The sequence below is a fragment of the Streptomyces eurythermus genome, assembly GCF_014649115.1.
Classification (GTDB): domain Bacteria; phylum Actinomycetota; class Actinomycetes; order Streptomycetales; family Streptomycetaceae; genus Streptomyces; species Streptomyces eurythermus.
On sequence record NZ_BMSK01000018.1, the window covers coordinates 143561 to 157433 of the forward strand.

A 13873-nucleotide genomic window follows, 5' to 3' on the forward strand; every position below is an offset into this window, starting at 1 on the left:
ACTGCGGCCCCGCGTGGGTCGCTCGCGCAGTTCCCCGCGCCCCTAGGGAACTGCAGCTCCGTCGGCCGCACAATGCCGCCCCAGTCTGCGGGCAGTCGTGCCGCTAGGGCGGCACGGGTGGGCGCAGGCGGCACCCCGCCAGCGCAGGTGAGCGTCCCCACCCCCACCTCAGCACCAGTACCGGACCACCCCACCAAGACCCCCACCCGAGGTACCCCATGCCCACCCGCAGAACCGTCCTCGCAGGCACGGCAGCCGCCGCCGCACTGGCAACCCTGCCCGCCCGAGCACACGCGGCCGAAGCCGGAAGAGCCGCCGCCTACCGCTGGCGCACCGCCGTCATCGGCGGTACCGGATTCGTCACCGGTCTCCTCTTCCACCCCGCCACCCCCGGCCTGGCCTACGCCCGCACCGACATCGGCGGCGCCTACCGCTGGGACCGGGACACCGACCGCTGGACCCCCCTGACCGACCACCTCGGCTGGGACGACTGGAACCTGCTCGGCGTGGAGGCCCTGGCGGTCGACCCGGCCCACCCCGACCGGCTGTACCTGGCGCTCGGCACGTACACCCAGCCCTGGGCCGGCAACGGAGCCCTCCTGCGCTCGGAGGACCGCGGCCGCACCTGGCACCGCGCCGGCCTCCCCGTACAGCTCGGCGCCAACGAGGACGGCCGAGGCACCGGCGAACGGCTCCTCGTGGACCCCCGCGACAGCGACACCCTGTGGCTGGGCACCCGCCACGACGGGCTGCTCAAGTCCACCGACCGGGGCGGCACGTGGCAGCGGCAGACCGGATTCCCGGGCACCCCGGCCGGCACCGGCCAAGGCGTCACCCTGCTCGTCGCCGCCGGCCGTACCCTCTACGCCGGCTGGGGCGACGGCGACGGCACGAGCGCGCACCCGAACCTGTACCGCACCACCGACGGCACCACCTGGGAGGCGGTCCCGGGACAGCCGGCCGGCGCCTCCGCCAGGGTTCCGGTACGCGCCGCCCACGACCCCCGCGCCCACGCGCTGTACGTCACGTACGCCGACGCGCCCGGCCCGAACGGGCAGAGCACCGGCAGTGTGCACAAGCTGGACACGGTCACCGGTGCCTGGAGCGATGTCACCCCGGTCGTCCCGGGCGGCGCCGACACCTTCGGGTACGGCGGGGTCGCCGTGGCCGCCCGCCGTCCGGGCACGGTCGTGGTGTCCACCAACAACCGCTGGTCGGCGGTCGACACCCTGTACCGCAGCACCGACGGCGGCCGCAGCTGGGTCTCCCTGAAGGACACCGCCGTCCTCGACGTGTCCGAGACGCCGTACCTCGACTGGGGCGCGGAGAAGCCGAAGTTCGGCTGGTGGATCCAGGCCGTCGCCGTGGACCCGTACGACAGCGCGCACATCCTCTACGGCACCGGCGCCACCGTCTACGGCACCCGCGACCTCGTCCACTGGGCGCCCCGGGTCCGCGGCCTGGAGGAGACCTCGGTCCGGCAGCTGATCTCGCCGCCCGCCGGCCCGGCCCACCTGATCAGCGCCAACGGGGACATCGGAGTCATGTACCACGAGCGGCTGACCGCCTCCCCGAAGCCCGGCATGGCCACGAACCCCGTCTTCGGCACGGCGACCGGTCTCGCGCTGGCCGCGGCGAAGCCGTCGTACGTCGTGCGCACCGGCTGGGGCGACCACGGCAACGGCGCCTTCTCCACCGACGGCGGACGCACCTGGGCGCCGTTCCCGGCCCAGCCCGCCCTCGCCGAGGACGCCCCCGGGCCCATCGCCGTCAGCGCCGACGGCCGCGTGCTGCTGTGGAGCCTCGGGCAGGGGAACGGGACCGAGCACCCCGCCCACCGCTCGGCGGACGGCGGGCGCACCTGGACCGAGGTGCCGTCCTTCCCCAAGGGCGCCACCCCGGTCGCCGACCCCGTCGACCCGGCCGTCTTCTACGCCTACGACACCGGCACCGGGACCCTGTACGGCAGTACCGACCACGGACGTACTTTCGTCGCCCGGTTCTCCCGACTGCCGTCCGGTGACAGCCAGTTCCAGCTGGCCGTTGCGCCGGGGCGGACGGGTGACCTGTGGGTGAGCGCCAAGGAGAACGGGCTGTACCGGTCCGCCGACGCGGGGGAGAGCTTCACCAGGGCCGACGGGATCCGGGCCTCGTACACCGTCGGGTTCGGCAAGGCCGCCCCCGGCGCCCGCTACCCGGCCGTCTACCACGTGGGCGCGCTCACCGGCTCCGGCGCGGCCGTCCTGCGCTCCGACGACGGCGGCCGCACCTGGGTCCGCATCAACGACGACGCCCACCAGTGGGGCTGGACCGGGCAGACCGTCACCGGCGACCCGCGCCGGTACGGCCGGGTCTACCTCGGCACGAACGGGCGGGGCATCCAGTACGGGGAGCCCGCATGAGGCCCACCCTCGACGATGTCACCCGGGGCCGCATCCTCTTCGGCGGCGACTACAACCCCGAGCAGTGGCCGGAGCAGACCTGGCACGAGGACGTCCGGCTGATGCGGGAGGCCGGGGTCAACTCCGTCACGCTCGGCGTCTTCTCCTGGTCCCGGCTCGAACCGGAGCCCGGCGCGCGGGAGTTCGGCTGGCTGGACCGGCTGATGGACCTCCTGCACGAGCACGGCGTCGGGGTCGTCCTCGCCACGCCCACCTCCTCCCCGCCGCCCTGGATGGGCCGCCTGCACCCGGACACCCTGCCCCGGGACGCCGACGGCCGGATCGAGTGGTGGGGCGGGCGGCAGCACTTCTCGCACTCCAGCGCCACCTACCGCCGCTACGCCGCCGCCATCACCGAGGACCTGGCCGCCCGTTACGCCGGCCACCCGGCGCTGACCATGTGGCACATCAACAACGAGTACTGCACCTTCGACCACGGCGACGAGGCCGCCGCCGCCTTCCGCCGCTGGCTGCGGGAGAAGTACGGCACCCTGGACGCCCTCAACTCCGCCTGGGGCACGGCCTTCTGGAGCCAGGGCTACGACACCTGGGGCGGCATCCTGCCGCCGCGCCGCCCGCACTACATGAGGAACCCCGGCCAGACGCTGGACTTCCGCCGGTTCACCTCCGACATGCTCCTGGAGTGCTGCACCGCCGAACGGGACATCGTCCGCCGGCACACCCCGCACCTGCCGGTGACCACCAACTTCATGCCGCTGTGGACCGGGCAGGACGGCTGGCGCTGGGCCCGCGAGGAGGACGTCGTCTCCGTCGACCTGTATCCCGACCCGCGCGACCCGCTCGGCGGGCAGCGCGGCGCGCTGGTGCAGGACCTCACCCGGTCGCAGGCGCGCGGGCCGTGGATGCTGATGGAACAGGCGGCCGGGCCGGTCAACTGGCGCGGGGTGAACCACCCCAAGCCGCGCGGGCTGAACCGGCTGTGGTCCCTCCAGGCCGTCGCCCGCGGCGCCGACGCCGTCTGCTACTTCCAGTGGCGCCAGTCCCGGCAGGGCGCCGAGAAGTTCCACTCCGGGATGGTCGGCCACGCCGGACCCGAGGGGCGCACCTTCCAGGAGGTCAAGCGGCTCGGCGCCGACCTCGCCCGGGTCGCGGACCAGGTGTCCGGCACCCGGATCACCGCCGATGTGGCCATCCTGCACGACTGGCACTCCTGGTGGGCCGGGGACCACGAGGGGCGCCTGTCGACGCGGGTCGACTACCCCGAGGTGCTCACCGCCTGGCACCGCGCCCTGTGGGAGGCCCACCTCACCGCCGACTTCGCCCACCCGGAGGACGACCTGTCCGGCTACCGGCTCGTCGTCGCCCCGCAGCTGTACCTCCTCACCGACTCCGCCGTCGCCGAGCTCCTCGCGTACACCCGTGAGGGCGGCACCCTCGTCTGCGGTTTCCTCACCGGAGTCGTCGACGAGGACGACCGGGTCCGCCCCGGCGGCATGGACGCCCGGCTGCGCGAGCTGTTCGGCATCCGCACCCTGCACGAGTGGTGGCCGCTCCAAGAGGGGGAGACGGTCGACTGCGAGGGCTTCCGCGGGACGCTGTGGTCGGAGGAGATCGAGCCGGAGCCCGGGGCCGCCGAGACCGTGCCCTACCGGGGCGGGGAACTGGACGGGCTGCCCGCCGTACTGCGCCGGGACCGCGCCTGGTACCTGTCCACGCTGCCCGAACCGGACGCGCTGCGCTCCCTGCTGGCCGGCATCGCCGCCGGGGCCGGGGTCCGGCCGGTGCTGGACGGGCTGCCCGGGGGAGTGGAGGCGGTGCGCCGGGGCGACCTGCTGTTCCTGCTGAACCACGGGCGGGAGCCGGTCACCGTCCCGGTCCCGGGCACCCACCGCGAGCTGCTCGGCGGCGCGGACGTCACGGACGCGGTCACCCTCGGCCGCTACGGCGTGGCGGTGCTGCGGTCATGAGCGCCACGCCGGTCCACGGCACCTGGGAGCCGGCCCCGGCCGCGCGCTGGGAGGACGCCTTCCTGAGCGGCAACGGCCACCATGGCGCCCTTGTGTCCGGCGACCCGGACGACGAGCGGGTCATCGTCACCCAGCACACCCTCGTCCGGCCCAACGGCGCCGAACACGCCCGGCCGCCCCGGCTGGCCGCCGCCCTGCCCCGGGTCCAGGACCGGCTGCTCGCCGGCGACCTCACCGCCGCCGAGCGCTTCACCGACGGCCGCCCGCTCCAGTGGGTGCAGCCCTTCCACCCCGCCTTCCAGGTCCGGGTGCGCCGGCCGGCGGGCGGCGGGCGGGAGGTGCGCCGGGCCGTCGACTTCACCAGCGGCGAGGTGACCGCGGCCGGCCGCGGCGCCGCCGGCCGGGTCTTCGTCTCCCGCGCGGACGACGTGATCGCGCACGAGGTCTCCGCCGGCGACCTGGCCGTCACCCTGGACCACCGGCTGCCCGGCGCCCCGGCCGGGCTGCGCGTCGGACACGGCGCGCTGCTCACCCCCGAGGGCGCCCTGCTGAGCCTGCGCGTGCGCTACCCGGACAGCGACCGCGCCTACACCGGTGTCACCCTCGTCGCCGTCACCGGCGGCCGGACGGAACTCACCCCGCCGGGCGTCCGTGTCACCGGCTGCCGTTCCGCGCTGCTGCTCACCCGGGTGCTGAGGCACACCGGCGAGGCGGACGTCATCGCCGAGTCCCGGCGTCTCCAGGACCTGCTCGACGGCACCGAACGCCCCTACGAGGGCCTGCTCGCCCGCCATCTCGACCACCACCGCCCCGCCTATCTCCGGGTCACCCTCGACCTCGGCGCCGACCCGGCCGAGCGCGCCCTGCCCGGCTCCGAGCTGCTGACGCGCCCGCACAGCCCGGCCCTGCTGGAACGGCTGTTCGCGGCCGGCCGCTACCACCTGCTCTCCAGCAGCGGCCACCACCCGCCCCGGCTCACCGGACTGTGGACCGGCGACTGGGACACCGCCTGGTCCGGGGCGTTCACCACCAACGCCAACCTCAACCTCCAGACCGCCGCCGCGCCCGCCGCCGCACTGCCCGAGGTCACCGAGGCGCTGGCCGGCTTCGTCACCCGGCAACTGCCGCACTGGCGGGCCAACGCCCGCGCCGTCTTCGGCACCCGGGGCGCGGTCGCGCCCTCGCACAGCGACGGCGAGTCCGGGCTGACGTACCACTTCAGCCGCGAGTACCCGCTGCACCTGTGGACCGCGGGCGCCGACTGGCTGCTCAAACCGCTGGTCGACCACGACGAGATCCGCGGCGAGCAGGATCCGCGCACCGCCGCCGCCCTCGCCGAAGCGGCCCTCTTCTACGAGGACTTCCTCACCCGCACCGACGCCGACGGCCGCCTCGTGATCGTGCCCTCCTACTCCCCGGAGAACCGCCCCGCGAACGGAAGCTGGGGAGCGCTCAACGCGGCCATGGACCTCTCCGCCGCCCGGCACACCCTGCTCACCGCCGCCCGCTACCACCCCGAACACGCCGAGAGGTGGCGGGCGTTGGCCGAGCGGCTGCCCCCGCACCGGATCAACTCCGACGGCGCCCTCGCCGAATGGGCCTGGCCCGGCCTCCACGACACCTACGACCACCGCCACCTCAGCCACCTCTACGGCGTCTGGCCCCTGGAGGAGATCACCCCGTACGGCACCCCGCGCCTGGCCGCCGCCGCCCACCGGGCTCTGGACCTGCGCGGCGCGGAGAACGACTCCGCCCACGGCCATCTGCACCACGCCCTGATCGCCGCCCGGCTCGGCGACGGGGAGCGGGCCGGGCGTGCCCTGCGCCGGGTCCTCGACGGCGACTTCTTCCACGCCTCCCTGATGAGCGCCCACTACCCCCACCGCGACGTCTACAACGCGGACGCCGCGCACACCCTCCCCGGCGTGCTCATCGAGACGCTGCTCCAGTCCACCCCGGACCGCCTGATCCTGCTCCCCGCCGTCCCGGACGCCTGCCCGCGCGGCGAACTGCGCGGCATCCGCACCCGGTTCGGCGCCGAGGTCGACCTCGCCTGGGGCCCGGACGGCGCCCGGGCGGTCGTACGACCGGGCCGCACCCACCGCGTCGAACTGCGGACTTCCTCCGGCACCGAACCCCTCGAACTGGTCGCCGGGGAAGACCGCGTCCTCACCCTGAGGGCGCGGTGAACTCTCCCCACCACCCCCACCCATGGAAGGGACGCCATGGCAACGAGCACCGTCAGCAGGGTCGCCAAGGCCCTGATCGCCCCCGCACTCGCCCTCGGCGCCACCGTCGGCCTCGCCTCGGCACCGGCCTCCGCCGCCGTCTGGAGCACCTGCGACCAGTGGGGCAACACCACCCTGAACGGCTACACCCTCTACAACAACATCTGGGGCTCCGGCGCCGGCAGCCAGTGTGTCTGGGCCAACTCCGGCACCAACTGGGGCGTGCACGCCGACCACCCCAACACCGGCGGCATCAAGTCCTACCCCGACGCCAAGAAGGTGATCAACAAGCCGATCACCTCCCTGACCTCGCTCACCAGCAACTACAACGTCACCGTCCCGTCGTCCGGCGCGTACAACACGTCGTACGACATCTGGGACACGGACTACGACTACGAGATCATGCTCTGGGTCAACAAGACCGGACCCGTCGGACCGCTCGGCACCTCGCAGGGCAATGTCACCCTGGGCGGGCACACCTGGACCGTCTACAAGGGCAGCAACGGCGCCAACGAGGTCTTCTCCTTCATCCGCACCTCCAACTCCGCCTCCGGCACGGTGAACATCCTGCCGATCCTGAAGTGGATCAAGGACACCAAGCACTGGTTCGGCGACGAGACCATCGGCGACGTCCAGTTCGGCTACGAGATCACGTCCGCGTCCGGCGGCCTGGACTTCACCACCAACAACCTGACGGTCAGCAGCAGCTGACCGACCGGGGCCGGCCCCGCGCCATCAGGACGCGGCCGGCGCCGGCCCCGAACTCGCCCGCCGGGTCAGCCCGGGCGGGAGCAGGACGACCTCGTCGCCGCCGCGCCCGTCCAGCTTGGCCACCAGGCGCTCCACGGCCCGCCGGCCCATCTCCTGGGCCGGGATGGCGACCGAGGTCAGCCGCACCGAGGCCTGCACGGCGACCTGGTCCGGGCAGATCGCGACCACGGACACGTCCTCGGGCACCGCCCGGCCCTGCTGGCGCAGCAGCGCGAGCAGCGGCTCCACCGCCGACTCGTTCTGCACCACGAACCCGGTCGTCGCCGGGCGCTCGTCGAAGACCCGGGCCAGGGTGAGGGCCATCGCGTCGTACCCGCCCTCGCACGGCCGGTGCAGCAGCCGCACGCCGGTCTCGCGGGCCGCGGAGCGCAGCCCGTCCAGGGTGCGCTCGGCGAAGCCGGTGTGCCGTTCGTAGACCGCGGGGGCCTCGCCGATGACAGCGATGTCGCGGTGTCCGAGCCCGGCCAGATGCTCCACGCACAGCGCGCCGGTCGCGCTCCAGTCCAGGTCCACACAGGTCAGTCCGCCGGTGTCGGCGGGCAGCCCGATCAGTACGGAGGGCTGGTCGGTGCCCCGCAGCAGCGGCAGCCGCTCGTCCTCCAGCTCGACGTCCATCAGGATCATCGCGTCGGCGAGCCCGCTGCCGGTGACCCGGCGCACCGCGTCGGGGCCCTCCTCGCCGGTGAGCAGCAGCACGTCGTAGCCGTGCGTGCGGGCGGTGGTGGCCACGGCGATGGCGATCTCCATCATCACCGGCACATACAGGTCGGTGCGCAGCGGGATCATCAGCGCGATGATGTTCGACCGTTTGCCGGCCAGGGCGCGGGCGCCCGCGTTCGGGTGGTAGCCCAGTTCCCGGATGCTCTGCTCGACCCGCTGCCGGGTGCCGGCGGAGATGGACCGCTTGCCGCTGAGGACATAGCTCACCGTGCTCGCCGAGACTCCGGCGTGCTGGGCGACCTCGGCGAGGGTGACCATCCAGCTCTCCAAGCTTTGTGAAGCGCTTCGACACTGCGCGTTTCCGACAGGGTGGGTGAGGGTGGAAACGACCCTAACGCCAAGGGAGGCGGGGTGTCCATAGGCTGTCGAAGCGCTTCGACAGCCACTCGCACCCCTGACACGGCAACCTCCGCGCCGGACGGCCGTCATGGAAGCTCCACGCTAGACCCGGCCGGCTCCGCCCGGGTGGTGGGCCCCGCCCGTTTCGGGTACCAACGATCCAGTAGCACCGGTCGGTGCCGATCGGTCCCGGTCGTCCTTCTCAGCGGCGAGGTGAGCCTCGATGTCCGCCACCACCACCCCACGCACCACCGTCACCGAGCGCGAGGCCCGCCGGGTGGCGGAGGCCGCGCGGCAGCGGGACTGGCACAAGCCGAGCTTCGCCAGGGAGCTGTTCCTCGGGCGCTTCCGGCTCGACCTCATCCACCCGCACCCGCTGCCCGACGAGGAGTCCGTCCGGCGCGGCGAGGAGTTCCTGGCGAAGCTGCGCGCCTTCTGCGAGACGGAGATCGACCCCGCCCGCATCGAGCGCGAGGCCCGCATCCCCGACGAAGTGGTGGCGGGCCTGAAGGAGCTGGGCGCCCTCGGCATGAAGATCGACCCCCGGTACGGCGGCCTCGGCCTCACCCAGCTCTACTACAACAAGGCCCTCGCCCTGGTCGGCTCCGTCAGCCCCGCCGTCGGCGCGCTGCTCTCCGCCCACCAGTCGATCGGCGTGCCGCAGCCGCTGAAGCTGTTCGGCACCCAGGAGCAGAAGGACGCCTTCCTGCCCCGCTGCGCCCGCACGGACATCTCCGCGTTCCTGCTCACCGAGCCGGACGTGGGCTCCGACCCCGCCCGGCTGGCCACCACGGCCGTGCCCGAGGGCGAGGAGTACGTCCTGGACGGGGTGAAGCTGTGGACCACCAACGGCGTGGTCGCCGACCTGCTGGTGGTCATGGCACGGGTGCCCGAGTCCGAGGGGCACCCGGGCGGCATCACCGCGTTCGTGGTGGAGGCCGCCTCCGAGGGCATCACCGTGGAGAACCGCAACGCCTTCATGGGCCTGCGCGGCATCGAGAACGGCGTCACCCGCTTCCACCGGGTCAGGGTCCCGGCGGCGAACCGGATCGGCCCCGAGGGCGCGGGCCTGAAGATCGCGCTCACCACGCTGAACACCGGCCGGCTGTCGCTGCCCGCGATGTGCGCGGGCGCCGGCAAATGGTGTCTGAAAATCGCCCGCGAGTGGGCGGCGGAGCGCGAGCAGTGGGGCAAGCCGGTCGCGCTGCACGAGGCCGTCGGCTCGAAGATCGCGTTCATCGCGGCGACCACCTTCGCCCTGGAGGCCGTGCTCGACCTGTCCTCCCAGATGGCCGACGAGGACCGCCACGACATCCGCATCGAGGCCGCCCTCGCCAAGCTGTACGGCTCGGAGATGGCGTGGAAGATGGCCGACGAGCTGGTCCAGATCCGCGGCGGACGCGGCTACGAGACGGCCGAGTCGCTCCGGGCGCGCGGCGAACGCCCGGTCCCGGCCGAGCAGATCCTGCGCGACCTGCGCATCAACCGCATCTTCGAGGGCTCGACGGAGATCATGCACCTGCTGATCGCCCGGGAGGCGGTGGACGCCCACCTGTCGGTCGCCGGCGACCTCATCGACCCCGACAAGTCCCTGGCCGACAAGGCGAGGGCGGGCGCGAACGCGGGCGTCTTCTACGCCAAGTGGCTCCCGAAACTCCTCACGGGCCGCGGCCAACTGCCCACGTCGTACGGCGAGTTCCGGCACGGCACCGATCTGTCCGGGCACCTGCGCTATGTCGAGCGCACCTCCCGCAGGCTCGCCCGCTGCACCTTCTACGCCATGTCCCGCTGGCAGGGCCGGATGGAGTCCAAGCAGGGCTTCCTCGGCCGGGTCGTGGACATCGGCGCGGAACTGTTCGCGATGAGCGCGGCCTGCGTACGCGCCGAGCGGCTGCGCGCCGAGGGCCGCCACGGCCGCGAGGCCTACCAGCTCGCCGACGCCTTCTGCCGCCAGGCCCGCATCCGCGCGGACGAACTGTTCACGCGCCTGTGGGCCAACACCGACGACCTGGACCGGCGGCTGGTCAAGGCGGTCCTGGCCGGCTCCCACACCTGGCTGGAGGAGGGCGTCCTCGATCCGTCGGGGCAGGGCCCGTGGATCGCCGACGCGACCCCCGGACCCTCGGCGCGCGAGAACGCCCGCCGTCCCTACGGGAGTTAGCAGTACTTGTCGCTCGGGTCCCGCGTCGTCCAGGAGCAGGAGGAGACCTTGCTGCCGCTCGCCTTGGTCAGGGTGGCCGTGTCCTTGTCGTTGTTCCAGACGTAGGCGCGGCGCCCCTGGTACCGGTCGGAGGCGGTGTTCGTGCCGCTGCCGGTGTGGATCTTGAGGTACTTCCCGGCGCCGATCTTGACGTCAGGGAAGACGTACTTGTGGTTGGAGGCGTCCTTCAGGATCCAGCCCTTGAGCGAGACGGCCTGGCCGCCGGTGTTCTTCAGCTGGACCCACTCGCCGTTCAGGCTCTTGTTGGAGCGGTTGTCCGTGCCGGGGCTGTCGAACCACACGTGGTGGATCCTCACACCGCCGGCGGCCTGGGCCGGGGTGCTGAGCAGGGTGCCGGTGAGCAGCGCCGCGCCCGCGAGCGCGGGCAGGGCGGCGCGGAGGCGCACAGAGCGCATGGAGATATCCCCCCAGGATGTCGTCCGTGAATCATGCGGAACGAAGTGTTTATCACAAGATCTTCATGCCGGTTTCACAGGAGGAATTCCGGCCACCGCACCCGCCCGGGGGACGCACTGTCCGGCCCGCCGCCGCTTGCCGCAACAATGGGGGGATGACCGACAGTCCCGCCCATCCGGCACCCCTCGCCGATCCGCACCTCGTCTACGACCCCGTCGCCGCCGACGGACCCAAGGACGTGGTGATCCTCGGCTCCACCGGATCCATCGGCACCCAGGCCATCGACCTCGTGCTGCGCAACCCCGACCGCTTCCGGGTCACCGCCCTGTCCGCGAACGGCGGCCGGGTGGCCCTCCTCGCCGAGCAGGCCCACCGGCTGCGGGTGCGGACCGTGGCGGTCGCCCGCGAGGACGTCGTACCCGCGCTGCGCGAGGCGCTCGCCGCCGCGTACGGCACCGAGCCGCTGCCCGAGATCCTCGCCGGGCCCGACGCGGCCGCCCAGGTCGCCGCCTCCGACTGCCACACCGTCCTGAACGGCATCACCGGCTCCATCGGCCTCGCCCCGACCCTGGCCGCCCTGGAGGCGGGCCGCACCCTCGCGCTCGCCAACAAGGAGTCGCTGATCGTCGGCGGCCCGCTGGTCACCGCGCTCGCCAAGCCCGGCCAGATCATCCCGGTGGACTCCGAGCACGCGGCCCTCTTCCAGGCCCTCGCCGCCGGCACCCGCGCCGATGTGCGCAAGCTCGTCGTCACCGCCTCCGGCGGCCCCTTCCGCGGCCGGACCAAGGCCGAGCTGGCCGGCGTCACCGTCCAGGACGCCCTCGCCCACCCCACCTGGGCGATGGGCCCGGTGATCACGGTGAACTCCGCGACGCTGGTCAACAAGGGGCTGGAGGTCATCGAGGCACACCTGCTGTACGACATCCCCTTCGACCGCATCGAGGTCGTCGTGCACCCCCAGTCGTACGTCCACTCGATGGTCGAGTTCACCGACGGCTCCACGATCGCCCAGGCGACGCCCCCCGACATGCGCGGGCCCATCGCCATCGGCCTCGGCTGGCCCGAACGCGTCCCCGACGCCGCGCCCGCCTTCGACTGGAGCAAGGCGTCCACCTGGGAATTCTTCCCGCTGGACAACGAGGCCTTCCCCTCCGTGAACCTCGCCCGGCACGTGGGGCGGCTCGCGGGCACGGCCCCGGCGGTGTTCAATGCGGCCAACGAGGAGTGCGTCGCGGCCTTCCTGGACGGCGCGCTGCCCTTCAACGGGATCATGGAGACCGTCACCCGGGTGGTCGAGGAGCACGGCACCCCGGCCACGGGAACCTCACTCACGGTGTCGGACGTCCTCGAAGCGGAGACCTGGGCCCGCGCCCGGGCCCGCGAACTCACAGCCACGACGGCGACCGCGGAGGCGCGTGCATGACGACCTTGATGTTCATCCTCGGCATAGTGGTCTTCGTGATCGGCCTGCTCGTCTCCATCGCCTGGCACGAGCTGGGACACCTGTCCACGGCCAAGCTCTTCGGCATCCGCGTGCCCCAGTACATGGTCGGCTTCGGCCCGACCATCTGGTCACGCAAGAAGGGCGAGACCGAGTACGGCATCAAGGCCATCCCGGCCGGCGGCTACATCCGCATGATCGGCATGTTCCCGCCCGACGACCAGGGCCGGGTCGCCGCCCGCTCCACCTCCCCGTGGCGCGGCATGATCGAGGACGCCCGCTCGGCGGCCTTCGAGGAACTCCAGCCCGGCGACGAGACGCGCATGTTCTACACGCGCAAACCGTGGAAACGGGTCATCGTCATGTTCGCCGGGCCCTTCATGAACCTGGTCCTCGCGATCGGCCTGTTCTTCTCCGTGCTCATGGGCTTCGGCGTCCAGCAGCAGACCACCACCGTCTCCTCCGTCTCGCCCTGCGTCATCGCCCAGAGCGAGAACCGCGACACCTGCAAGAAGACCGACAAGCCGTCCCCGGCCCAGGCCGCCGGCATCCGCACCCGCGACAAGATCGTCTCCTTCGACGGCAAGCCCACCAAGGACTGGGACACGCTCTCGGACCTCATCCGGGACAGCGCCGGCAAGGACGTGCCGATCGTCGTGGAGCGCGACGGCGAGCGGCTGACCCTGCACGCCAGGATCGCCACCAACCTGGTCGCCAAGAAGGACTCCAACGGCGGCTACGTCCAGGGCAAGTACGTCGAAGCGGGCTTCCTCGGCTTCGGCGCCGCCACCGGCGTGGTCAAGATGGACTTCGACGACTCCGTGTCCTGGATGACCGACCGGGTCGGCGACGCCGTCGACTCCCTCGCCGCCCTGCCCGGCAAGATCCCCGCCCTGTGGGACGCCGCCTTCGGCGACGGCCCGCGCGAACCGGACTCCCCGGTCGGCATCGTCGGCGCCGCCCGCATCACCGGCGACATCGCCACCCTGGACATCCCCGCCTCCCAGCAGGTGGCGATGTCCGTGATGATGCTCGGGATGTTCAACCTCTCCCTGTTCCTGTTCAACATGCTCCCGCTGCTCCCGCTGGACGGCGGGCACATCGCGGGCGCCCTGTGGGAGGCCCTCAGGCGGAACCTGGCCAGGGTGCTGCGCCGCCCCGACCCGGGGCCGTTCGACGTCGCCAAGCTGATGCCGGTGGCGTACGTGGTGGCCGGGATCTTCGTCTGCTTCACCGTCCTGGTGCTCATCGCGGACGTCGTCAACCCGGTGAAGATCTCCTAGCCACCCGGTGTTCACGCGGCCCGGAACCCCCGGGGTTCCGGGCCGCGCGGGAGCGCGCCGGATTCACGGGTGTGATGTGTGGCGCGCGGCCCGGTGCCGTAATCT

9 protein-coding genes are annotated in these 13873 nt (G+C 72.8%); 7 read left to right on the forward strand and 2 right to left on the reverse strand.

Annotated elements, in window-relative coordinates; translation table 11 throughout:
* The first annotated feature begins 218 nt into the window (after positions 1-218).
* The 4 genes from IE251_RS30685 to IE251_RS30700 are packed head-to-tail and all read left to right on the forward strand — an operon-like array spanning position 219 to position 7308.
* A complete protein-coding gene (locus tag IE251_RS30685; protein WP_189756235.1) occupies positions 219-2402 on the forward strand; it encodes a WD40/YVTN/BNR-like repeat-containing protein in 2184 nt (727 codons plus the stop codon).
* Positions 2399-4369: a beta-galactosidase gene (locus IE251_RS30690; RefSeq protein WP_189756236.1), complete on the forward strand. Its 1971-nt coding sequence runs from the start codon at positions 2399-2401 to the stop codon at positions 4367-4369. The genes IE251_RS30685 and IE251_RS30690 overlap by 4 nt, the downstream gene beginning before the upstream one ends.
* Positions 4366-6558 (forward strand): glycosyl hydrolase family 95 catalytic domain-containing protein, encoded by a 2193-nt coding sequence (locus IE251_RS30695; RefSeq protein ID WP_189756237.1) that lies wholly within the window; start codon positions 4366-4368, stop codon positions 6556-6558. Before IE251_RS30690 ends, IE251_RS30695 begins: the two co-directional genes overlap by 4 nt.
* Positions 6559-6594: 36 nt before the next feature.
* The gene (locus IE251_RS30700; protein WP_189756238.1) at positions 6595-7308 is read left to right on the forward strand and encodes a glycoside hydrolase family 12 protein; all 714 of its coding nucleotides are present in this window, start codon (positions 6595-6597) and stop codon (positions 7306-7308) included.
* 24 nt (positions 7309-7332) lie between these two features.
* Here the strand turns inward: IE251_RS30700 and IE251_RS30705 are convergent, their stop codons facing one another.
* Positions 7333-8346 (reverse strand): LacI family DNA-binding transcriptional regulator, encoded by a 1014-nt coding sequence (locus IE251_RS30705; RefSeq protein WP_189756239.1) that lies wholly within the window; start codon positions 8344-8346, stop codon positions 7333-7335.
* A 304-nt stretch (positions 8347-8650) separates the two neighbouring features.
* On the opposite strand from IE251_RS30705, the gene IE251_RS30710 reads away from it, so the two are divergent.
* Positions 8651-10588: an acyl-CoA dehydrogenase family protein gene (locus IE251_RS30710; RefSeq protein ID WP_189756240.1), complete on the forward strand. Its 1938-nt coding sequence runs from the start codon at positions 8651-8653 to the stop codon at positions 10586-10588.
* Here IE251_RS30710 and IE251_RS30715 read toward each other — a convergent pair.
* On the reverse strand, positions 10585-11043 hold the full coding sequence (locus IE251_RS30715) for a lamin tail domain-containing protein (RefSeq protein ID WP_189756241.1): 459 nt from the start codon (positions 11041-11043) through the stop codon (positions 10585-10587). The genes IE251_RS30710 and IE251_RS30715 overlap by 4 nt on opposite strands.
* A gap of 155 nt (positions 11044-11198) precedes the next feature.
* On the opposite strand from IE251_RS30715, the gene dxr reads away from it, so the two are divergent.
* Both dxr and IE251_RS30725 read left to right on the forward strand, forming a co-directional pair.
* Positions 11199-12467 (forward strand): 1-deoxy-D-xylulose-5-phosphate reductoisomerase, encoded by a 1269-nt coding sequence (gene dxr / locus IE251_RS30720; RefSeq protein WP_189756242.1) that lies wholly within the window; start codon positions 11199-11201, stop codon positions 12465-12467.
* Positions 12464-13768 (forward strand): M50 family metallopeptidase, encoded by a 1305-nt coding sequence (locus IE251_RS30725; RefSeq protein WP_189756243.1) that lies wholly within the window; start codon positions 12464-12466, stop codon positions 13766-13768. The genes dxr and IE251_RS30725 overlap by 4 nt, the downstream gene beginning before the upstream one ends.
* The last annotated feature ends 105 nt before the right edge of the window (positions 13769-13873 follow it).